Genomic DNA, 26,448 nt, shown 5'->3' on the forward strand with positions numbered 1-26,448 from the left:
ATGACCATCCACGCGACGCCCCAGCTGAACAACCTCCTGTTCGTGCTCATCGGCGAGAAGTTCCTCCAGGCCGACGAGGACATGGCCTACGCCAACGGCAAGCCGTACGAGCGGCTGGGCCGGCGTATGCGTGACCTCTCGGACCTGATCGAGCAGACCGCCGGTGGGGTCGGGCGCGCGTTGCCGCCGCAGGTCGGGAACAACTATGTGCGGGCGATGCACATGTTCCTCGACAGCGGCGGCGTCAACTACCTGAAGGATTTCGCCGACCAGCTCGACGGCATCGGGCAGTCCCGGACCAAGTCCTCCATGGACATCATGGAGTCGAAGTGGCAGATCATCGCCGAACTGGTCCGGCTGCTCATCGAGTTGCTGATCATCGCGGTGCTGTCCGCCTTCACCGGAGGTGCCGCCTCCAGTCAGGCCGCGGTGGCGAAGGCCCGCAGCCGGGTCGCCATTCTCACGGCGCTGGAATGGCTGATGAAGAAGACGCATCTGCTGCCGAGCCTCACCGAGGCGATCGAAGAGGCGTTCACCACCTTCGCGGTACGGCTGGCCATGATGCTGGGCGCGCCCAAGGGCCGCCGCCCCAACAGCTTCGACTGGTCGCAGATCGTCCAGGACGGTGTCTTCGGCGCCTTCACCGGTCTGTTCCACGGCGTGCTCACGGACGTCGGCAAGTTCCTGAAGAAGAACCTCAAGAACATCTTCAACGGCCACAACCCGTTCAAGGACATCAGCGACAACGGGAAGAAGTTCAACAACCACAAGTTCGACAACCCCGAGGTCAACACCAAGCCGAACCCGAAGCCGAACGCGACGCCGAACCCGAAGACCACGCCCACCCCGACCCCGACCCCGCACCTCACGCCGACCCCGACCCCGACGCCCACACCGAAGCCGAAGACCTTCGGCGACAAGGTGAAGCACGAACTCGGCGAGGACTTCGAGCACTTCGTCACCGAGGGCGGTGCGGAGACGCTCGGCGAACTCGCCACGGCGTCCATCTACGGCTTCCCCGTCGACTCCTGGAACACCTTCCTGGGCGGCGGGCTCAGCTCGGTCAGCGAACGCCATCTGGGACAGGGCGCGAGCGCGCTGGGCAGCAAGTTCAACTTCAACGGACTGCCGCAGGTGAACACCCTGGGCACCGCGAACATCCCGGGAGAGTCCGACACCGACACCGACACCAATTCCAGTTCGCACTCCAACTCCAACTCCAGCTCCAGCTCCAACTCCGGCCCCAACTCCTCGACGACGACCACGTCGGGCCCTGGCACCACCAACACGACCTCGAACAGCGGCAGTTCCTCGACGAGCGGCGACCCCCAGCGCACCTCCACGAACACCACGCCGACCCAGTCCACCGACCTGGACGACGTGAGGGACCTGGACGTTGTGAAGGTCGACGGGGGAGACCTGGACCTCCAGAGCAACGGCCCGCAGGGGACGACGAGTACACCCACGAGCACGTCCACGGACACCTCGGACACCGGCGGCACCCCGCACACCAACAACTCGTCAACTCCGGCGCCCGTGCGCACCGTTCAGCAGCAGCCGAACAGCACCGGCGACGGCGAGCAGACGAACCAAGGCGACGGGGCGCAGGAGACACCGTCGGGTCAGGACACACCGTCGGGTCAGGACACGCAGGAGTCCACGCAGGGGACCGGCCAGCAGAACGACACCTCGGACACCTCAACTCCGGCGCCCTCGCAGGGAGTTCCGGTCGCGAGCGGGTCCGACACCACCGTCGTACCGCCGAGCACGAATACGAATACGAATACGGGGACGGGGACGGGGACGGGTACGACCGGGTCCGGTGTTCCCACTTCGACCGGGACGAACACGGGGAGCCCTGCGCCCAGTTCGAGCTCGCCCTCGACCTCGCCCTCGAACTCCAACTCGCCCACGAACAGCGGCGGCACCCCGCGCACCACGACACAGGGGCGCCCCGAGAACACGACGTCCAACGGCACCGGCACCACCGACAACACCGGTACCGACAGCTCGAACAACACGGGTACGGGCAGCACCGACACCTCCCACTCCGGGTCCGGCACCGACAGCACCACGGACACGAACACCGGGACCGGCAGCGACACCGGCACGAACACCCGTACCGAAACGAACCCCCACACCGACACCGACACCGACACCGGTACCGGTACCGACGCGCCCACCCCCGTTGCTACCACCAGCAACAGCGCGCCGCCCACGACCAGTTCGGTACCGGACACGGATCCCGCGTCGGACACCGCCTCGCTGCCAGGCGACAACTCCGGTACCGACACCCCGGCACCGACCCCCGTGCACACCTCCTCGGACCTCTCCTCGAACCCGGCACCGGAGCCGGACAACACGCCCGAACCAACCTCCACCCCCGCTCCCGCCCCGGAACCCGTGGTCCTCACCCCCTCCGTCACGCCCAACTCCGCACCGGAGCCCGGGAGTTTCGCGGACGCGCGGGCCGGGGTGACGCCAACGGAGCGCAGTCACACCTGGGTCGACCCGGTCTCCCGGCCGCTCGGGGCAGACGGCACGCGCACCCAGTACGTCGTGCGGGCCGGGTTCGCCGTGCGGCGGTTCAGCCATGACGGGGAGCCGGTCACCGATCTCACCGTGACCTACCGGCTCACCGGCAACCCGAGCCTGGGGCCGCAGGTCGACGGGGTGCAGCAGCGGCTGACGGACGGTGTGCAGCGGGTGTTCAACACCCCGGGGCACAAGCTGGGGGACGGGAGCCGGCTGCACGTCACCGTCGTGCCGGCCGCACCCGGCGAGACACCGCACCTCGACGTCACGCTCACCGACCCGGCGGACGGCAATCCGGCCACCCATCACTCGTGGCCCGCCGACATCTCCGACGCCGACCTGGCCCACGAGGTCGGCCATCAGCTCGGCCTGCGCGACGAGAGCGGCTTCGACTCGGCGGCCCCGCACCGCGGCGGTACGGCCAGCCTGATGGGCGACCCCACGCGGTTCACGCCGGAGCAGGAACCGGCTTACGCGTCAGGCGGGTTGAGGCCTCGTCACCTCGCGCTGATCGGCACCCTGGTCGGCGACCCGGCGGACGACCCCCGGGGCACCGGTACCGGTCGGCGGGGTCCGGCCACGGGCGCGCCGGGTGCGGACCCGCCCGCCCCGGTCAAGCCCACCGCCGACGCGGCCGACACCGTGCCGACCCCGGTGGCCACCACGTCCACGTCCCTGCCCACGTCCACGCCCGTGACGGTGTCCCAGGACCCGACCACGCAGGACAGCGAACCCACCGACACCGACCCGACGGAGACCGTGACGGAGACCGCGCCCGCGGTTCTGCCGGTCCCCGAGATCACCCTGACCACCCCGGAGGGCGACACCACCGCGCCCACCGAGGTGGTGGCCGGCGGTGGACGCCGTCCCTCCTACCTCGGTGGCTACGGGCAGCGGCACGACGGCCAGATGGGCCTCGTACAGATGGAGCCGTTCTCGCCGGACCTGGTCGACGGGCTGCACCAGCAGGTGCTCGGCGCGCTCAACAGGCCCGCCGCGGGACCGGACGACCCGGTGCTCGCGCAGCTGCGGGACGTGCTGTCGGAGCAGCAGCTGACGCAGCACATGCCGTATCTGCGCAGCCTCGGCGGTCACCGGATCACCGTGTCGGTCAACGGTGTCGACCGGCAGGTGGACGTACGGCTGTCGCTCACCGGACGGCGGCCGTCGGCGCGGCAGGGCGCGCTCGACGAGAGCGATCCCGACAAGCACGTGGAGCGGCGCGGATACGGCACCCGGGAGATCGTCTCCTCGCAGCCGTCCGGCACGTTCTCGACGCTTCCGGTGCCGTGGACCGGTTCGAAACCGGAGGATTCGCAGGGCCCGGTCCGCGCCCTCGACCTCGCGCTGTCCGCGACCATCACCCACAACCAGGCGGACGGCTCGACCACCGTCACCCAGGTCGTGCAGACCACCAGCGCCCAGCGCAGCAACGAGCCCTCCCGCGCCTACGACTTCACCACCAACTGGCAGGTACGCGTGGCCGCCCCGGCCGCGAACACGGCGGTTGCCGTCGCCAACCCCGGTCCCGCGCACGGCTGGACCGCGGCACAGCAGCACGGGCCGGTCACCGGGTGGTTCCCGCAGCACCTCGTGGAGGCCCACGAGAATCCCGCGCAGGATCTGCCCGCCCCGGCCGACATCAAGAAGCTGCCGATCTACGGCGTGGACTCGGTGCTGAACCCGCGGCGGCTGTACGAGGGTGCCGCCGAGCACTTCCGGGACGACCTGGACACCACGTCCTCGGCCCAACTCGCGGACTTCCTCGACGAGTCGATCCTGCGGGGCACCCTGCCGATGCAGGTCGAGGGCGGGCTGTACTCGCAGGTGCTCACCGACGCGCGCGGACGTGCCGTCGGCATGATGCGGCTGGAGGCGGTCGTCAACCGGACCACCCCGGTGGCCAAGAGCCTCGACAAGAAGATCAACCTGGAGAGCCATGTCGTCAACACCGTCAAGAACGACCAGAACACCGCGTTCAACAGCGGGCTGAACCTCAGCGGCAGTCTCGGCCCGACCTTCACGAAAGACCACGAAGCGGGGCACTCGAACAACGCCCACGTCATCGGCGGCACCGTCAACGGCAAGCTCAGCGGCAGCTTCGCGACGCAGAACGTGTTCGGCACCAACGCCCTCGCGGGCACCATGCACGCGGTGCGCACCAACCGCAGCCATCTGCTGACCGAGGCGGACGTCACCTACACCCTCACCCTGATCCGGCCCAACGGCTCCATCTCAACTTACGCGCCAGGGACTTGGAGCCACGCTCTCGACCTGCGGGTGCTCAGCGCCGAGGACGCGGCGGGACACCCACCGGCCGAGGACGAGACGCGCGCGCTGCCGCACGAGCTGGCGACGCTGGAGTCGATCGGGCAGTCCACCGCGCCGCTCGGGGTGAAGGACGGCGAGGCGGAGCCGCTGTTCCGCGAGGCGGAGACCTGGCTGCGCGACGCAGGCTTCCTGCCACCGCCGGACACCGCCCCGCGCCGGAACGTGTTGGTGCCCGACGAGGCGCTGGTGCAGGCCCAGTTGAACAATCTGCGGCGGCTGCAGGAGCTGCGTTCCCCGCTCGGGCTGCGCGCGGCCACCGACTCCATGGTGGACGGCGGCCACTCGCTGTTCCTGGAGATCCCCGGGGTGGCCGGGCGGCGCCGGGTCCGGCTGGAGCTGGGCGCGCAGCGCGACCCGAACCTGCCGGTGGTGCACAGCACGGTGCTGCCCGACGTCCAGGTCATGGGCCTGGCGCAGGCGGGCGCCGGTGGCACCGGCCGGCGCGGCAACACCTACGGCGGGGGCGGCGGGGTCGGCGCCGGGCTCACCGCGCCCACCCCGCACGGCGGCACCTGGACCCTGAGCGCCACCGGCGACTACCAGTTCGTCGCCCAGGCCACGGTCGGCAACACCACCGGAACCACGCTCGGCCACGACCAGTTCTTCATCGGCAGCGGGCAGAACACCCACGAGTTCGAGGTACCGGCCCGCCTCACGCTCGACCTGTACGAGGGTTCGGGCCAGGAACCGGTGCGCCGGTTCGGCGAGGTGCAGGCGCCACGCGCCGAGGGCGACCTGGAGGCCGGTCAGCAGCCCCCCGGCGTGCGGGGCGTCGCCGGTCACATCCGGCTGGCCGTACCGCACGGGCGGACTGTGGACGCCGTGCAACCCGCCCCGGCCGGTGCGCCGTACACCGTACGGCGGCCGACGCCGCAGGACACGCAGCGGCTGGCCATGACGGACCCGGGGGGCACGCCGGTCGCGGGCGTGGTCCGTATCCCGGACGACGCGCTCATCGACGTGGTGCGCGGTTCGGCGGCGCTTGAGGACGCCTTCCGGCGGATCGTCACCGGCGTCGGTGCCGGTCCGCAGCCCAATGCCAACGCGAACCCGAACGCCAATGCCGCCAACGGCAACAACGCCGCCGGCGGGCCGGCCGCGCGTCCCGGGCCGGTCTCCCGGCTGGTGGACGGCGTCACCGGGTTCCTGAGCAGTTCGCTGGTCGGCAGTCCGGCCGCCGACACCACCACGGTCGGCGCCGAGTCCCGGATCGCCGCGCTCTCGCCCGGCTCGCTGATCGGCCGCGGACACCAGATCTTCAGCGGCACCTACGTCGTGGAGGGACTGACGCTGCCCGGGCTCGGTGCCGACGGTCAGCTCGCGATCGAGATCGAGGCCGTCGCCCACACGCCCCATCTCACGCACAGCGTCAACCAGTACCTGGAGACCGGCATCTCCACCACCGACTCGGCGCAGCAGCTCAAGGGCCTCAGCAAGACGAACCAGTTCGGCATCGGCGGCTCGGCGACCCAGAACAACCCGCCGACTCCCACCCCTGTGGAGGGGCAGCCCGCCGTCCCGGCCCGCACGCCGTCCCGCTTCAACCCGTCCGGGCGTTACCAGTACGACCGCAAGACCGACAAGCCCGACACCCTCAGCAGCAGCACCGGCACCAACCGGACGCCCACCCAGTCGGGCCTCCAGCACCGGATCACGGCCGATGTCACCTATCTGATCCGGGTACGGACCGGACGCCGCAACGTGGTCGCCAACTCCCTCGGGTACGGGCCCGGCGAGGACATCCAGCTCGCCGTGGACGTGCCGCGCGGGCTCCAGTTCCTGATGACGGAGAGTCAACTCCGGCGCGACGGACGGTGGATGGGCGCCTTCAATCCCCCCCTGCCCGCCCCGTCGGATACCGACCTGACCAGACCCACACTGCCCGACCGCTACATCCACGACGGCACCCTCGGCCTGGCCACGGTCAACTCGGTCACCGAGTTCTCCGCCCCGCCGGGGACCACGCGGGCCGAGCGACGCGATCGATTCCACAGCGAGACACGGGAGTTGGTGGAGCAGTACGCCCCCGGTGTGACCACCCCCGGCCACGCCTCCTATCTGCCCGGAGTCGCCGCGCTGATCGCCGACAACACCGGTGTCGCCGGCAAGCGGGCGCTGATCGGACGCGGCAACGGCCAGGCCAGGTTCACCTTCCGGCACCACCGGTTCGGCGGGGCGGCACTCGTCGAGGTGACGTTCTCGGCCCGCCCCGTCGGCGGCTCCGTGAACCGGCGCGGGGTGCTGGGCACCTCGGTGCCGGGCGACAAGTCCGGTATCGAGCAATGGGGTTCGCACACGGCGGAGGGCCGCTCGCTCTCCTCCTCCGTGGGCCGGACGCACCGGCTCACCGTCAACCCGACGGCCCGTTTCACCCGCCCCGACGCCGACGACCGCACCGACCGCCTCGGTCTCTCCGGCAATGTGGCCCGCTCCACCGCCAAGGTCGGCAAGCAGGGGCGCACCGCCGAGGACCGGTACTGGCTGCGCACCGACAGCGCCGCCGACTTCGACGGCCTGGACTACGAGCTGGTCGCCACGGTCCGCTCCACCCTGGTCACCGACTGGCCGCCCAACGTGCTGGGCGCGCTGGTGCAGCGCGGGATCATGGCCTGGGACGACGCCGACCCGCAGACCCGCTCCTGGTTGAGCCGCACCCTGTCCGGCGACTTCGGCGGCCAGGTCCGGATACCGGCCCAGGTGAGCCTGCGCTTCACCGGCAGCGAGACCAACCGCCCCCCGCTGCCCGCGCCCCCGCCGCCCGCGCTGGCCCGGGTCGACCCCCGTCAACAGCCCGGCGCACAGCCCGCGTTGCTCGACGCGGACCTGTTCCACCCGACCGGCTCGGTCCCCGTCTACGGCTTCGACGCCTGGACCCAGCTGTACACCGCCCTCGACGAGGTCGCCCCCCGCACCTCCAGCAGCTGGAACTCCCAGCCCGCCTCGACCTCCGACGAGAACGCGTCGGTGCGGCTCGGCGAACTCATCCAGGCGGGCACCCTGTCGCTGGACAACCCCCGGCAGGTCGGCGGCATGCTCTCGGGGATGCCCGGCGCGTATCCGACGCCCAACGGACCGAACCAACGGCCCACCCTCACCGTCTCGTTGTACCGGCCGACGGCGGTCAGCGACGGCGGCGACATCGCCGTCGACCGGCTGCGGATCAGCTCGCAGAACAGCAGCACGGTCTCCGGCGGCAACACCGCCGCCGGGCTGTCCCTGCCGTTCGTCGGGAGCACCGACGACCCCGACCGCTATCTCCTGGGCGTGACCCCGCCGGTGCTCCAACGCCCGGTGGACGCGAGCAACTTCGGCAGCGGAGTCTCCGGCGGGCGCCGCGACTGGCTCAAGACCGGCAGCACCAGCCTGCCCGCCGACGGCCGCGGCACCCGCAGCTACGAGGTCCGGGCCGACGTACACATCGAGGTCTCCGGCCCCGACGGCGTACGCCATGTCACCGGCACCGCCACGATCCGCATCGAGGAGCGCGACGCCCTCGGTCACGGCATCACCGCGCCCCGCCCGACACCCCAGGTCTACGACCTCCCGGCACTGCTCAGCCCCAACGCGCCGCAGGACTGGGCGGCGACCCAGCTGCCGCGGGTACGGAACGCCCTGAACGAGGGCGTCGACTTCACGGACGAGGGCTTCCAGTTCTGGGTGGCCACCGGCCCCGATCCGGACGGCTCCCGCCTGACCCTGGCCCTCTACGCCGCCTCCCGCGCGGCCCGGGACAACGGGCGCCCGGTGGAACTGGTCACCCGGGGCCCGGAGGGCCTGCGCATCTGGGCCTTCGACCCGGGCGGCACGCTGACGGGCGCGCCGACGGTGCGGACGGGGCCGGGGGACACGGCCCCTGGTACGGGTACGAGTGACACGGCCCCTGGTACGGGTACGGGGATCACGGGTACGGGCGACGGGGCCCCGAGCACGGGCAACGTGCCGCCCGGCACGGGGAGTTCGACTTCGGGCACCGCCACCGGTGTCACCGCCCTGGACCGGGCATGGGCGACCTTCGAGCAGGCCGCCACCGCGTTCGACCAGGCCGACAGGGACCACGGCAAGGCGCTCGACGACGAAGCCGCGGAGCGGAACCTGCGGGTCGAGGCGCAGGAGGTCCTGAACGAGGCGACGGCCGACTTGACGGAGGCGGCGGACAAGGCCACCCAGACCGAGACGGACGCCACCACCGCCGAGCAGGACGCGAACCGGGCCGAACAGGCCCTCCACGACCTCACCGACCGTACGGAGGCCCTGGTCGGCGGGATCACCCAGGCCCGCCTCGCGCTCGGCTCGCTCACCGACGCGGTCTCCGACGGCCAGCGCGCCGAGATAGACCTCAGCGCCCGCCTCAAGACCGCCCGCCGCGACCTGAGCGAACTCACGGCCCGCGCCGCCGCACCCCCGACGACAACACCCTCCGACTCCGGCGACCCGCAGAACGCGACCACGCCGCCCCCCGCGGCGGACCCCCATCTCACTCAGCGGATCGACGAAGTCACCGCAGAGGTCGGCCAGTTGGATGCTCAGCTCACCGCCGCGCGGGACGGGCTGGCGCGGGACCGCGCCACGCTCCAGGACACCAAGGCCGGTCTCGAACGGGACGAGGCGGCCCTGAACGAGGCTCGGGCGCAGCTCCCGGGAGTCCGGGACGAGGCCGGCACCCTGCGCGCGGACGCCAACGAGGCCCGCGGGCGGGCCGACAGCGCGGCCCTCGACCACGAGGACGCACGCGACATCCACGAGCAGGCGGAGCAACTGCTCGGTGGCATCAACGCCCAGATCGACAACGCCGTCGGCAGGCGCGTCGCCGCCTTGGCGAGCCGAGCGGCGGCGGAGACCCAACTGCTGGGCACCACCGGCCCGGTGCTGGCCGTCGCCCCCTCGACGCTGCCCACCTCACACTCGACCCTCGCCTCCATCGCCCCGCGCTGGCCGGGCTCGGGCCGCCCCCGCACGGCGGGCCCCTCCACCGGCAACACGCCCGGCCCCGACGGCGGGGTCACCCCCACGAACGCCAACTCCACCACCGCCAACTCCACCACCGCCAACTCCACCACCGGGAACGGGAATTCGGGGGGCGGCAACAGCTCGGACGCGACCAAGGATCCGACCACGTCCGACTCGACCACCTCCGACCCGACGTCCCCCGTCGCGCCGAAGGACACCTCGTCGACCGGCAACGACACCACCACGGACGGGAACCTGGGCGGCACCTCCGCCCAGGACAGCGCGTTCGACGTCCTGGTCGGCAACTCGGGTGAGGGCAGCGGCAGTACGACCGCCGACCTGCACGGCGCACCGACCGACACGGACACGACCAGCTTCACCCCGGACGAGACCGGCACCGACGCCAAGGGCAAGACCGGCGCCAAGACCGACGCCAAGGGCAAGGGCAAGGCCAAGGACGTCTCCGGCGTCGGCTCCACCGACCTGGCCCAGGACGACGCCGATCTGACGTCACCCGACCATGTGCGGGAGGCGCGAGGCCATGCGATCCCGACCGTCGGCGACGGCCGGTGCATGCTCTACGCGATCATCGGCAGCGACCCGGAGCGGGTCCGTGACCGGCTGCCCGGCCTGCGCACCGAGGCCCCGCAGACCTACGCCTGGCTCGGCCGGCCGAGCGAAGTCCGCCGGGATCTGGCCGAGTTCACCCAGTGGCACGGCGGCAACACCGCGATGCCCGAGGGCGGCCGACGGCTGCTGAACGTCGCCGACCGGCTGCGCACCCTCGCCGAGAACCGGCTGGACAGCGGACCCCCGTTGCCGCACGAGGTGGTGGGCCAGCTACGGCAGTCGCTCACGGAGTGGTTCTCGGATCGCACGGACAACATGACCAGGCCCCAACTCCGGGCGGCCCTCGACGAGTACGGCATCACAGAGGTGACGGAGCCGGAGCAGTTGGACGATCTCCCCACGCTCTACACACTGGCGGTGACCGAGAGGGGTGAGACCGTTCAGGCGGGGGCCGGCGCCCCGGCCATGTTCGCGGACCTGCGCGACAACGGCCAACTGCCCACGCTCGACGCCCTCACCGACGATCAGCTCCGCACCGTGCTCGGCCACGGATACACCGTCAGCACCGCCCAGTTCACCCCCGCCGAACTGAACCACGCGCGCGGCGCCGTCCAGAACTGGGCGCAGGTGTATGACGACGACGAGGGCGAGTTGTTCCTCCCACTGCTGGCGGACACCCTGGACGTGGCAGTGGAGACACTGCGGCCGATCGGGACGACCAACCGCGGCCCCGTCACCCGGGTCGGCCCGCACACGGCCACGCGGGTCCTGGAGGTCCACTACACGAGGTTCCCGAGCCACTACAGCGCCACCAACGCGGGCCCCCTCATCGAGGACCCGGCGGCCATCACCCCGTCCAACGCGCCCCGGGGTCCTGGGGATGCCAACAGCGTTCAGCCGGACGGCCGTTACCGTCCCGCGCCCACACGTAGCGCCGCCGACGACCGGCCCGCGTCGCTCGTCGTCGACCCGGCTCCGAAGGATTCCTGGCACGGCCTACGCTTCCACGCCCGCCCGGCCGTTCACTCGACCGAGCGGTTCGACGCGCACGCGGATCAGTCCAACGCGCCGCGCCCCGGGGTGTTGAGCGGTGCGACGACTCTTGTCCGCACTCAGATCCGTCGTATCCAGGCGCCCAACGGCACGTGGGTACGCGACTACACGCTCAACCTCCCGGTCACCACCGCGAACCCGGATCTCACCCAGCAGCTCAACGAGCGCATCACCGGTCTGCTGGACACACACCTCAACTCCGGCCTCGCGCTGCCGAGTTCAGGCGACCAGCTGCACATCAACCTGAACCTGATCGACGATCCCGCGCACCCCGAGGCGATCACCCTCACCAACACGTCAGACCCGGCCCGCGCAGACCAACTCCACCTCGACGCCAACCACTCGGACGCGGACCTCCTCCACGAAGTCCTGCACTACATGGGCCTGCCGGACGAGCAGCGCGACAACGACTTCCTGTTCCGCAACCACCCGAACAGCACCGCGGTTCGCACGACGGGCCTGATGGCCACGACCCAGACCCCCGTCCACATCCCGCGGCGCTACCTCCGCACGATCGAGAACGTCACCGCTTCCGGCCCCCAACTCCACGACCACACAGGCCAGGACGAAACCACCCCGCCCCAGAGCCCCGACACCACCCCCATCCCCACAGACAGCACCCTCACCTGGCCCACCTCCCAGGCCCCGACCGCCCTGCCACCCGCGCGGGGTCAACTCCCGTCGTCCTACGTGGCCTCCTACGGTGCGGTCCCGGACGGCACGGTCGGGTTGGTGTACGCGGAGCCGTTCTCGGACGAGGTGATCGCGGGGCTGCACGGTCAGGTCTACGAGGCGCTGGGGCTGGACCGTGACAACGCGCCCGAGTCGGTGCGCGAGCAGGTGACGGACTCCCTGAGCCGGGAGAACCTCGCGCTCCAACTGCCGTATCTGCGCTCGAACGGCGGTCACCGCGTCACCGTCCGGGTCGATGGTCGCGATCGCACCGTCGACGTACAGCTGACGCTCTCCGAGCCCCGTGCCTCGTTGCGGCAGGGGCGTTTCGACCCGCGTGACGCGGACAAGCATGTCGAGCGGCGTGGGTTCGGTACGCGGGAGAACTTCTCCAGTCAGCCGTCGGGCACCTATCGGACCTTCCAGGTGCCGTGGACCGGTTCGTGGCCGATCACGGCACCCACGGCGGTACGGGGTGTGGACGGGTCGGTCACTGCGGCCATCACGCACAACCAGGCGAGCGACGCCACCACGGTCACCCAGGCCATCCAGACCACGTCCTCCCAGCGGTCCAACGAGCCCTCGGATCCAGTGGAGTTCACCACCCGCTGGCGGGTACGCACCGGCGCCCCCGCGGTCACCGCCGCGCCCACCACGGCCCCGGCCGCGACGGCGACCCCGGCGCCCGTGCCCGACGGATGGGGTGCTGCGGAGTCGCACGGCCCCACCACGATCTGGTTCCCCCGGCACCTCACCACCGCCGACCCGGCGCCGGGTTCGCTGCCCGCACCCGCCGCGATGGCCGATCTTCCGCTCTACGGCGTCGACTCCGTGATCGACCCCAGGGCCCTGTACGAGCATGTCCACCAGACCTTCCACACCGATCTCGACGCCACCGCCGCCGGGCAGGTCTCCGACTTCCTTTCCGAGCAGGTGCTGCGCGGCACGCTGCCGATGCAGGTGGACGGCGGGATCTACTCGCCGGTCATCACCGACGCCGGCGGCAACGCGGTCGGCATGCTGCACCTGGTCACCGTGCCCACCGTCGGTACGCCGTTGCGGCAGAGCACCCCGGGTCAGATCAACCTCGAAAGCCACCTGGTCAACACGGCGAAGGTCGACCTCTCCTCGAAGTACACCAGCGGTATCGGCATCAGCGGCAGCGGTGCCGCCGCTCTCACCGGTGACCACAGCCAGGGACACCCGGACGCGTCCAGCACCATCGGTGGCAGTCTGGGCCTGCGCGGGCAGACGCAGGCGACCGTCACCAACACGTACAGCGCGAGCAGTTCCGCCGGCACGATGCACGCCATCCGCACCAACCGGGGCCACCTCCTCACCCCCTCCGGCGTCACCTACCAGGTCACCCTGATCCGGCCGGACGGCACCGAGACGGCGGCGCCCCCGCTCACGCAGGCGCACGGCATGGACCTGCGCGTCCTGAGCAAGGCGGACGCCACCGGGCACGCGCCGACCGACGACGAGATACGTGAACTCCCGGACTCCCTGGACCGGTTGGACGGCATCGGGCTGAGCGCGGCCCCGCTGGATGTGACCGGCACGGACGGCCTGTTCGACGAGGCCGAGACCTGGCTGCGCCGCGAGGGCTTCCTGCCGCCCGCCCCCACGGCCACGCGTCCCACCGGGATCGGCGCCCGCCTGAAGCAGGCGGCGCGGGACCACGAGCCCGAGCACCAGATCCGGTTGCACGCCCAGCTGAACAACCTGCGGCGGTTGCGTGAGGCCCGTTCCCGTACGGGTCTGCGTGCGGCTACAGACGCCATGGTGGACGGTGGGCACGCCCTGCACTTCGAAGTGCCGAACAGCACCGACACCGGCGTCCGTCGGGTCCGGCTGCTGCTGACCGCCGAGCGTGACACCCCGCAGGCCAGCACCCACAACCTGGTGCTGCCGGGCATCCAGGTCATGGGTCTGGCCCAGATGGCGGGCAGCGACGCCGAGCAGCGGGGCGAGTCGTACGGCGCCGCGCTCGGACCGATGGCCAGCGTCAGCGGACCGCTGGGTGTCTGGGGGTCCATCGGGTTCGGGGCCGACTACCAGTACGGCCACCAGGTCACCCACGGCGACACCGTGGGCGGCGCCACCTCGCACGACCAGTTCTACATCGGCACCGGCCAGGACAGCCACGACTTCGCGGTGCCGGTGCGGTTGGCCCTGGACGTGTACGCGGACGACACCGATCAGCCCAGCCAACGGTTCGGGCAGAACGTCAACCAGGCCCTCGCCTCGGAAGCGGAAGCGGAAGCGGACGCGGATGGGGATGCGGATGCGGATGCGGACCCGGCCGTCCCTGCGGACCCGGCCGTGGCCGGTGCGCCGCCCGTCGCTGCCGTGCCGCCAGTCGTCCATCCGCCGACGGTCGCCGGCACGCTGCGGCTCGCGGTGCCGCACGGCCGTACCCAGGCAGCGTCGGTGATCCCCGCGGCGCCCGCCGCACGTGCCGACGGGGCGCCGCGCCCGACCAACGTGGTCGACATGGCCCGGCTCGACGCGACCGACGCCGACGGCGTCCCGCGCCAGGACCTGGTGCGGATACCGGACGACGCGCTGATCGACACCGTGCGCGGCGCCGCGGCCATCGAGTCGGTCTTCCGGCGGGCCGCCGCGGAGATCCGCAACCAGGCCCGGCCGACACCCCCCGCCGACACCGGCACGGGCCCGATCCTCCCGGTCACCGCCCCCGGCGTGCCGCTCGCCCCGTCCACCACCGGTACGTCCACGGGCACCGCCCCCGCCCCGGCCGCCACTCCGCCCGCACGCGACGGCATCTCCCCGCTCGCCGGGCACGGGCTGACGGACAGCAGGACGCGGGCCGCCGAGACCCGGCACGCCGCGATCACCCCGGGCAGTCTCATCGCCCACGGCCACGAACTGTTCAAGAACTCCTACATAGTTGAAGGCCTGAGCCTGCCGGGGACGCTCGCTGACGGCCAGTACTCCCTGGAGATCCAGGCCGTCGCGCACGGACCCCGACTGCTGGACACCACCCGGCAGTACCTGGAGACGGGCGTCTCGGCCACCGACAACGCCCAGCAGCTCAAGTCCCTCGGAAAGTCGCACCAGTTCGGCGGCAGCGGGGTGCTCACCCAGAACCCGCCCACCCAGCCCGCGGGCCCGGCGAACGCGGCCGGGCAGGGCAACACCGGCCCGGAGTCGGACGGTTCGGTCTCCACCAGCCAGACCAGCGGCAAGTCGTACAAGGGCCTCTTCAACCCCTCGGCACGGCTCGGCTATGTCGCCCGCACCGACACCGCCGACACCCTCTCCGCCAGTACGGGCGTCAACCGCACCCCCACCGAGAGCGGCGACCTGCACCGGGTGGTCGCCGACGTCACCTACTTCGTCACGGTCCGCGCGGGCTCCCGCGCCCTCCTCAACGGCGTCGGCGGGCCCGTCCCGACAGGCCCCGTCACCCGTCTGACCACGACCGGCTCCGGCTCCCGCCCGCTGCTCACCGGAGGCGGCGAGCACGGCACCATCGCCCCCGTCACCTTCGCGGTCGACGTCCCGGACGGCCTGCAGTTCCTCATGACCCAGGGCCAACTCGCCCGCGACGCACGGTGGATGGGCTCGGTGGACGGGCTCGCCCCCGCGCCCGCACCGACCCTGACGGCGGCCCTCCCGGCGCCGTACACCCGCAACCGCGAACTGGGCCTCGGCGGGGTCCTCTCGGTCATCGAGTACGACCGTCCCGTCGCCGCCCCCGTCCCCTCGACGGGGCCCACCGCCGGCCACATCCCGTTGCAGTCGGTCAACCAGAGGGAGCGGCGCGGGCAGGTCGGGCGCGTGCTGCTGGCGCTGGTGGAGGCCGAGGCACCCGGAGCCGTCACCCCGGGGCACTCCGGCTACCAGCAGGGCGTGCACAGCCGTATCGCGCAGCTCACCTCGTCCGGCGGGCTGCGGTCGCTGCCCGGGCGCGGTCCGGACGGCACTCCGCGCCGGTCGACCACCCGCTTCCACTTCCGCCACCACGGCTTCGGCGGTGAGCGGTTGGTCGAGGTCACGCTGACGGCGGTGCCCCGGCGGACCCAGAACCTGGCCGCCGTGCAGGGTTCCTCGACCCCGGGCTCGGGTCTCGAACAGTGGCAGTCGCACACCGCCGCGGGCCGCACCACCACCCGCGCCTCCGTCCGGCAGAAGCAGCTCCCGGTCACCCTGACCACCCGCTATCTCCGCCCGAACCAGGGCCCCGACCCGTCCAAGACGGACCGCGCGGCGCCCGTGTTCACCCCCCAGTCGGCCACCAGCATCTCCGCCCGGCGGGCGACCACCGCCGACAACCGCTTCTGGCTGCGCACCGACAACGGCGCCGACTTCGACGGCCTCCAGTACGACTACGAGGTATCCGTCCGCTCGGCGCTGGTCGCCGACTGGCCGCCCAACGTCATCGGCGGTCTCATCCAGAACGGCGTCATCGCCTGGTCCGACGCGGACGGCGACGCACGCCGGTGGATGAACGCACTGCTGGCCCGGGGCACCCCGCGCACCGGCAGCGTCCCGGTCACTGTGACGCTGCGCTTCACCGGCACCGAGACCAACCCGCTCGTCGGGCCGGTTCCGGTGAACCCCCCGTCCGTCGTCTCCGACACCGACCCGCGCAACACCGTGCTGCCGCTCGGCCCCGCCACCCGTCCGTATCTCGCCGACGCGCAGATGTTCCACCCGGTGGGGCCGACCCCGGCGTTCCACTTCGACGGCTGGGCGCACCTGGGGACGGCGCTGAACGACGTGGCGCCGCGCGGTGGTCAGAGCTGGCACTCGCAGGTCACCTCCGTCTCGGTGGAGGGGCAGGCGGTCCGGCTCGGTCAGTTGATCCAGGCGGGACGGGTCTCCCTCGACCGTCCCCGGTTGGCCGCCGACCTCACCCGCAAGATGCCCGGCACCACACCCTTCGAGGGGGCGCCGGGACAGGCCCCGTCGATCGCGGTCACGCTCTACAACCCGCGCCGTTCCACCCACGCCGACGACGTCACCCTCGACCAGCTCCACAACACGACCGACACGGTGAGCACCGCCGCCGGAGCCGACCACTCCCTCGCCACCTCGTACACGCAACTCCTCAGTGGTGACGACGACAACCAGGAGATCGCCGGGATCAGCGTGCCGCTCGCCCAGCGGCAGACCCAGCCCTCCACCTTCGGCGGCACCACCACCGGCAGCCGCCGTGACTGGCTCAAGACCGGCAGCACCTCCGCACCGGCCAACGGGGCCCGGGGCACGCGCAGTTACGTCGTCGACGTCGACGCACACCTGCTGGTCGAGGGACCCGAGGGCACCCGCCATGTCACCGGCACGGTCACCCTCCGCGTCGAGGAACGCGACCTCCTAGGCCACGGTCTCCTCACCCCGGCCGAGACCCCGCCGAACCTCTACGACCTTCCGGCGCTCGTCCCCGACTGGGCCACCGCCGAGCCGCACACCCTGCCCGAGCGCCTGCACTCCGCGATCCCGCCCGGCAGTGACGGCGTTCAGTTCTGGGTGGCCCTCGGCGCCGATCCGGACGGCGAACACCTCGGCCAGGCCCTCTACATGGCCTCCCGTACGGCCGTGCTCGGCAACCGCCCGCTGGAGCTGATGACCCGCGACCCCCAGGGCATCCGGCGTTGGGAGTTCACGCCCGAAGGCGCCCTCGTCACCGACGACCCCGACCTCACCACCGCGTGGACCGCGTTCCACGCCCAGGCCGAACTCCTGCACACCGCCACCGACACCCTCACCGACAGCCCGCAGCGGCTGAACCTCCTCACCGGCGCCCTCCAGCAGGCCAACCGGACGCACACCGCCGCCGTAGCAGCCCATGGGAAGGCGGAACTCGCGGTCACGAACGCGACCGCCGCCCACAAACAGGCGACGCGGACGGCCGCCGAGTCCGCCAAGGCCGCGCGCGAGGCCGAGGCACTGGTCGCACGGCTGAAGCGGGACCTCGCGGAAGCCCGCAACACCGTCACCACCCTGCCGTCGGTCATCGAGCGGCACGAGCGGGACGAGACGAAGGGCCGCCACGACCTCCAGACCGCCCTGGCCGCGCTGACGCGGGCCGAGAACACCGTGCGCGAAGAACGCGCCGCCGCCGCACGGGCCGCCGCCGAACAGGCCGCGAAGAACGGGCAGCCGAGTCCCGCCCCCGCCCCCGTACCGGCTCCCGTGGTACCGGGCACCCCGCGCTCCCACGCCCCCGCGGCCGACGTCGCCGACGACTCCCGGGTGCGGGCCACGGTCCCCGCGATCACCGCCGCCGAGAGCGCGATCCAGCAGGCCACCGACCAACTAGCCGCGCAGCGGCCGGTGTTGGCGATGGCGCAGCGCGTCGTCGACACCGTCCCGGCGCGCATCAGCGAGGAGGAGGGGAACCACGCGGAGGCCGTGGAGGAGGCGCAGGAAGCAGCGGCAGCCGCAGTCGTCACGGCTCGCAACCTCCAGGTCGCCACGCAGGACGAGACCGTCGCCCAGGGCCTGGTGACCGCGGCCGAGACCGAGGTCGACCGGCGCAACGGGCAGGTCGCCGCCGCCGTCACCGCGCAAATGCAGGCCGCCGCCGACCAGATGGCGGCCACCGCCGCCCTGCCGGACCTGTCCAGCGACGTCCAGGACAGCGCCCCCACCCCCGAACAGTCCCTGCGGACCACCTTCGCCACCACCCCGCCGCGCTGGCCCGCCCCCGACGCCCGAGCCACCCCCCTCCCGGCCGGCGGCCAGACCCACACCCCCGCGCCCGCCACCGGCACCGGCACCACCGACGCCGGGACCACCGGGACCACTGGGACGAACCCCGACACGTCCCCGTCCACGCCCGCACCGACCACGTCGAAACAGCAGCCGAAGAAGAGCGCACCGCCCAAGTCCGGTACGAGCAGCGCCAAGACGGACAAGACTGCAGGTAAGTCCGGTAAGTCCGGTAAGTCCGGCACGTCCGGCACGTCCGGCAAGGGCAAGAAGTCGGCCACCGACAAGGCGGACAAGAACAAGAAGCCGGCCACCGACAAGAGCACGAGCAAGGACACCGCCAAGAGCACCGGCGTCAACAAGAGCACCGGCGTCAACAAGGGCAAGGGCGTCGACAAGGGCAAGGGCAAGGCCCCGGCCCCCGGCACGACCTCGACCACCACCGCCTCGACCCCGCCGTCCCCCTACGTCACCCCCACCGGCAACGCCGTCCCGACCCCCGGCGACGGCAACTGCCTCCTGTACGCCGTCATCGGCAGCGCGCCACACCTGGTCCGCACCCATCTGCGGCGGGCCGCCCCGGGTGGCCTCAACGCGGGTACCGACAACTGGCTCGCCCGGCCCGACGACGTACGGCAGACCCTCACGACGGTGACGCAGGATCCGCAGAGCACGGACCAGGGAGCAGGCCATCTCCGGTTCGTGCAAAGGGAGTTGCAGAACCTGGTGCAGGCCCGGCTGGCAGCGGCACGCGACGGCAGCCGACCGCTTCCGCCGCAGGTGCTCGGCCAGCTCCGGGGCGTCCTCGTCGTTCCCTTCACGACGCGGGTCCAGGGCCTGTCCGACACCGAGGTCACCGGCCGACTGGCCCACTACGGCATCCAGGGCGTCACGCAGGCAGAGGACCTGGACCCGGTCGACCTCCAGGCCCGCTATCTGCAGGCTGTCTCGACGCCGGGCGCACCGCCCGCACCGGTGGGCGCCGCGCCGAGCAACCGGCGGATGTTCGCCTATCTGCGTGCGGTGGACGGGCTGCCGACGCTCACCGACATGACACCGGACGAGCGCCGTTCGCTGTTGATCGCCGGCTACCACCGGAGCACCGCCCCCCTCACCGGGGAAGAAGCGACCCTGCTCGAAAACGCGGTGCGCAACTGGTCGAACGCGTGGGCGCACCCGGTCGGCGACACCTTCCTGCCCTTGCTCGCCGACACCCTCGACGCCCCGATCCACGTCTTCCAGCCGGTGCCGGACCCGCTGGCCGCGGCCAACGCCGGTCCCCGTGGCATCGCGCTGCGCTACGGCCCGACCACCGACACGCCCGCGCTGGAGGTCCACTACACGGGCCTGAACCACTACAGCGCGAGTGACGCGGGTCCGGCTGCCCTCACCCCGCCGAACGCGCCTCGGGGTCCTGGGGACGTCAACAGCGTTCAGCCGGACGGGCGTTACCGTCCCGAGCCGACCCGCGATGCCGTCGACGACCGTCCCGCGTCGCGTGTCGCCGACCCGGCTCCGAAGGACTCCTGGTTCGGTCTGCGTCCGCACGCCCGTCCCGCTGTTCACAGCACGGAGCGGTTCGATGCGCACGCGGATCAGTCCAACGCGCCGCGCCCCGGTGTTCTGAGCGGTGCGACGACTCTTGTCCGGACTCATATCCGTCGTATCCAGGCGCCCAACGGCACGTGGGTGCGGGACTACACGCTCAACCTCCCGGTCACCACCACTGACCCCGCCCGCACCCAGCAACTCCAGGACCGCATCACCGGTCTGCTGGACACGCACCTCAACTCCGGCCTGGCGCTGCCCGGTTCAGGCGACCAACTGCACATCAACCTCAACCTGATCAGCGACCCTGATCACGCCGAGGCGATCACCCTCACGGACTCCGTGAACCCGGCCCGCGCCGACCAACTCCACCTGGACATGGGCCATTCCGACGAGGACCTGCTCCACGAGGTCCTGCATTACCTCGGTCTGCCCGATGAACAGCGTGACAACGACTTCCTGTTGCGCAACCACCCGAACAGCACGGCGGTCCGTACGACGGGCCTGATGGCGACCACGCAGACCCCCGTTCACATCCCGCACCGCTATCTCCGCACGATCGAGAACGTAACCGCGTCCGGTCCTCAACTCCACGACCACGCAGGCCAGGACGAGACGACCCCCGTCCTGGACCCCGACACCACCCCCATTCCCGCGCAGGACACACCTACCTGGCCCGCTTCCCAGGCCCCGACCGCGCTACCGCCCGCGCGGCGCCAGTTCCCGTCGTCCTACGTGGCCTCCTACGGTGCGGTCCCGGACGGCACGGTCGGGTTGGTGTACGCGGAGCCGTTCTCGGATGAGGTACTGGAGGGGCTGCACGGCCAGGTCTACGCGGCGCTCGGGTTCCGCCGTGACAACGCGCCCGAGTCGGTGCGCGAGCAGGTGCAGAGTGAGCTGAGCCGGGGGAACCTCGCGCTCCAACTGCCGTATCTGCGCTCGAACGGCGGTCACCGCGTCACCGTCCGGGTCGATGGTCGCGATCGCACCGTCGACGTACAGCTGACGCTTTCCGAGCCCCGAACTTCGTTGCGGCAGGGGCGTTTCGATCCGCGTGACGCGGACAAGCATGTCGAGCGGCGCGGGTTCGGTACGCGGGAGAACTTCTCCAGTCAGCCGTCGGGCACCTATCGCACGATCCAGGTGCCGTGGACCGGGTCCTGGCCGATCACGGCACCCACCGCGGTGCGGGGTGTGGACGGTTCGGTCACGGTGGCCATCACGCACAACCAGGCCAGTGACGCGACGACCGTCACGCAGGCCGTCCAGACGACCTCTGCCCAGCGGTCCAACGAGCCTTCTGATTCTGTGGAGTTCACGACTCGCTGGCGGGTACGTACCGGTGCCCCCATGGTCACCGCCGCGCCGGCCACCGCGCCCGTGCCCGACGGGTGGGGTGCTGCGGAGTCGCACGGTCCCACCACGATCTGGTTCCCCCGGCACCTCACCACCGCCGACCCGGCGCAGGGTTCGTTGCCCGCGCCCGCTGATCCGGCCGATCCGACCGCTCTTCCGCTCTACGGTGTCGACTCGGTGATCGACCCTCGGGCCTTGTACGAGCATGTGCACCAGACGTTCCACGCCGATCTGGATGCCACCGCCGCCGGGCAAGTCGCCGATTTCCTCTCCGAGCAGGTGCTGCGCGGCACGCTGCCGATGCAGATCCACGGCGGGATCTACTCGCCGGTGATCACCGACGCCGGCGGCAACGCGGTGGGCATGCTGCGGCTGATCACCGTGCCCGCCGTCGGTACGCCGTTGCGGCAGAGCACCCCGGGTCAGATCAACCTCGAAAGCCACCTGGTCAACACGGCGAAGGTCGACCTCTCGTCCAGGTACACCAGCGGTATCGGGGTCAGTGGCAGCGTTGCCGTGGCTCTCACCGGTGACGACAGCCAGGGACACCCGAACGCCTCGCGCACCATCGGCGGCAGTGTCGGTCTGCGCGGGCAGACACAGGCGACCGTCACCAACACGTACGGCGCGGGCAGTTCCGCCGGCACGATGCACGCGGTCCGCACCAACCAGAGCCATCTGCTCGCCCCCACCGCCGTCACCTACCAGGTCACTCTGATCGGGCCGGACGGCACCGAGACGGCGGCGCCGCCGCTCACCCAGGCGCACGGCATGGACCTGCGGGTCCTGAGCAAGGTGGACGCCGCCGGGCATGTGCCGGCCGCCGACGAGATACGTGAACTCCCGGATTCCCTGGACCGGTTGGACGGCATCGGGCTGAGCGCGGCCCCGCTGGACGTGACCGGCACGGACGGTCTGTTCGAGGAGGCCGAGACCTGGCTGCGCGGGGAAGGTTTTCTGCCGGCTCGTCTCACCGGGATCGCCATGGCGCGGAATCTCGAACCCGAGCACCAGATCCGGTTGCACGCCCAGCTGAACAACCTGCGGCGGCTGCGTGAGGCCCGTTCCCGTACCGGGTTGCGTGCCGCCACCGATGCGATGGTGGACGGCGGGCATGCCCTGCACTTCGAGGTGCCGAACAGTACGGACACCGGTGTTCGTCGGGTCCGGCTGCTGCTGACCGCCGAGCGTGACACCCCGCAGGCCAGCACCCACAACCTCGTGCTGCCGGGCATCCAGGTCATGGGTCTGGCGCAGATGGCGGGCAGCGACGCCGAGCAGCGCGGTGAGTCGTACGGCGGTGTGGTCGGACCGATGGCCAGTATCAGCTGGCGGCTGCCCAGTTGGGGGTCCATGGGGTTCGGGGCCGACTACCAGCTCGGCGGGCAGGTGACCCACGGTGACATGGTGGGCGGCGCCACCGGGCACGACCAGTTCTTCATCGCCACCAACCAGCACAGCCACGACTTCGGGGTACCGGTACGGCTGGCCCTGGACGTGTACGCGGACGACACCGATCGGCCCAGCCAACGGTTCGGGCAGAACGTCAACCGGGCCCTCGCCCAGGCCCAGGCTCCGGCTGTCGCTGCGGCCCCGGCTCCGGCCGTGGCCGGTGCGACGCCCGTCGCCCCCGCGACCGTCGTCCATCCGCCGACGGTCGCCGGCATGCTGCGGCTCGCGGTGCCGCACGGCCGTACCCAGGCAGCGTCGGTGATCCCCGCGGCGCCCGCCGCACGTGCCGACGGGGCGCCGCGCCCGACCAACGTGGTCGACATGGCCCGGCTCGACGCGACCGACGCCGACGGCGTCCCGCGCCAGGACCTGGTGCGGATACCGGACGACGCGCTGATCGACACCGTGCGCGGCGCCGCGGCCATCGAGTCGGCCTTCCGGCGGGCCGCCGCGGAGATCCGCAACCAGGCCCGGCCGACACCCCCCGCCGACACCGGCACGGGCCCGATCCTCCCGGTCACCGCCCCCGGCGTGCCGCTCGCCCCGTCCACCACCGGTACGTCCACGGGCACCGCCCCCGCCCCGGCCGCCACTCCGCCCGCCCGCGACGGCATCTCCCCGCTCGCCGGGCACGGGCTGACGGACAGCAGGACGCGGGCCGCCGAGACCCGGCACGCCGCGATCACCCCGGGCAGTCTCATCGCCCACGGCCACGAACTGTTCAAGAACTCCTATGTCGTGGAGGGCCTGAGCCTGCCGGGGACGCTGGCGGACGGCCAGTACTCCTTGGAGATCCAGGCGATCGCGCACGGACCCCGGCTGCTGGACACCACCCGGCAGTACCTGGAGACGGGTGTCTCCACCACCGACAGCGCCCAGCAGCTCAAGTCCCTGGGCAAGCCGAAGCAGTCGGGCGGCACCGCGGTGCTCACCCAGAACCCGTCCACGGTGCCGGCGGGGCAGGGCAACACCGGTCCAGAGTCGGACGGTTCGGTCTCCACCAGTCAGAGCGCCGGCAAGCCGAACAAGATTCAGTTCAACCCGGCGGTACGGATCGGTCATGTCTCCCGTACCGACACCGCCGACACGCTCGCCGCCAGCACCGGCGTCAACCGCACGCCCACGGAGAGCGGCGACCTGCACCGGGTGGTCGCCGACGTCACCTATGTGGTCACGGTCCGCGCGGGCTCGCGCACCCCGGCCAACGGGCTCGGCGAGTCCGGCACGGTCGACCCCGTCACCTTCGTGGTCGACGTCCGGGACGGCCTGCAGTTCCTCATGACCCAGGGCCAACTCGCCCGCGACGCACGGTGGATGGGCTCGGTGGACGGGCTCGCCCCCGCGCCCGCACCGAGCCTGACGGCGGCCCTCCCGGCGCCGTACACCCGCAACCGCGAACTCGGCCTCGGCGGAGTCCTCTCGGTCATCGAGTACCAGAGGCCCGCCGCCCCGGCCACCGTCGCCGGCGGCGCGATCCAGCTGGCCCCGGTCAACCGGCGGGAGCGGCGCGGCCAGGTCCGGAGCGAGCTGCTGGCGCTGGTCGAGATCGAGGCACCCGGAACGTTCACCCCTGGGCACTCCGGTTACCAGCCCGGTGTGCACAGCCGTATCGCGCAGCTCACCTCGACCGCCGGACTGCGATCCCTGCCCGGGCGCGGTCCGGACGGTACCCCGCGCCGGGCCACCACCCGCTTCCACTTCCGCCATCACGGTTACGGCGGTGAGCGGTTGGTCGAGGTCACGCTGACGGCGGTGCCCCGGCGGACCCAGGATCTGACCGCCGTACTGGGTTCCTCGACGCCCGGCTCGGGTCTCGAACAGTGGCAGTCGCACACCGCCGCGGGCCGCACCACCGCCCGTGCCTCGGTCGGGCAGATTCAGCTCCCGGTCACCCTGACCAACCGTTATCTCCGTCCGAACCAGGGTGCCGACGAGTCGAGGACGGACCGGGCCGCACCGGTGTTCACCCCGCAGTCGGCCAGCAATGTCTCCGTCCGGCGGGCGACCACGGCCGACAACCGGTTCTGGCTGCGTACCGACAACGGCGCGGACTTCGACGGTCTGGAGTACGACTACGTTCTGTCGGTCCGCTCGGCGCTGGTCCTCGACTGGCCGCCCAACGTCATCGGCGGTGTCATCCAGAACGGTGTCATCGCCTTGTCCGACACGGACGTTGACAGACGTCGGTGGATGGACGCACTGCTGGGCCGGGCCGATGCGCGCACCCGCACGGTCCCGGTCAGTCTGACGCTGCGTTTCACCGGCACCGAGACCAACGCACCCGTACCGCCGGCCACGGTGACCGCCCCGTCCCTCGTCTCCGGCGTCGACCCGCGCAACAGAGTGCTGCCCGGCCCTCCCCCCACCGCGTATCTCGCCGACGCGCAGATGTTCCACCCGGTGGGGCCGACCCCGGCGTTCCACTTCGACGGCTGGGCGCAGCTGGCGACGGCACTGAACGACGTGGCGCCGAGCACCGGCCGGGCCTGGCACTCGCAGGTCACGTCCGTGTCGGTGGAGGGGCAGGCGGTCCGGCTGGGGCAGTTGATCCAGGCCGGGCGGGTCTCCCTCGACCGTCCCCGGCTGGGCGCGGACCTCACCGGCGAGTTGCCCGGCAGCACGCCGTTCGAGGGGGCGCCGGAACAGCCCCCGTCGATCGCGGTGACGCTCTACAACCCGCGCCGTTCCACCCACGCGGACGACGTGACCCTCGACCAACTGCACAACACGACCGACACGGTGAGTACAGCCGCAGGTGCCGACCACTCGCTGGCCACCTCGTACACGCATCTCCTGAGCGGTGACGACGACAACCAGGAGATCGGCGGCATCAGTGTTCCGCTGGCCCAGCGGCAGACCCAGCCGTCCGCTTTCGGTGGCACCACCACGGGCAGCCGTCGCGACTGGCTCAAGTCCGGCAGCACCTCCGCACCGGCCAACGGGGCGCGCGGCACGCGCAGTTACGTCGTCGACGTCGACGCGCACCTCCTTGTCGAGGGACCGGAGGGCACCCGTCACGTCACCGGCACGGTCACCCTCCGGGTCGAGGAACGCGATGTCCTCGGTCACGGTCTCCTGACCCCGGCGGAGACCCCGCCGAACCTCTACGACCTTCCGGCGCTCGTCCCCGACTGGGCCACCGCCGAGCCGTACACGCTGCCCGACCGTCTGCACTCCGCGATCCCCGCCGGCAGTGACGGTGTTCAGGTCTGGGTGGCCCTCGGCGCAGACCCGGACGGCGAACACCTCGGCCAGGCCCTCTACCTGGCCTCGCGTACGGCCGTGCTCGGGAATCGTCCG

The 26,448-nt window shown here is 71.8% G+C and carries 1 protein-coding gene (running past one end of the window); it reads left to right on the top strand.

All coding sequences use genetic code 11. The annotated features are described in order from the left end of the window. Positions 1-26,448, top strand: partial view of a hypothetical protein gene (locus OG588_RS37765; RefSeq protein WP_405951132.1) — the 5' portion only. It continues 10,413 nt past the right edge of the window; 26,448 of the gene's 36,861 nt are visible here — the first part of the coding sequence; it begins with the start codon at positions 1-3; its stop codon lies beyond the right edge, outside the window.

Source organism: Streptomyces prunicolor, assembly GCF_045162825.1.
GTDB classification, from domain to species: domain Bacteria; phylum Actinomycetota; class Actinomycetes; order Streptomycetales; family Streptomycetaceae; genus Streptomyces; species Streptomyces prunicolor.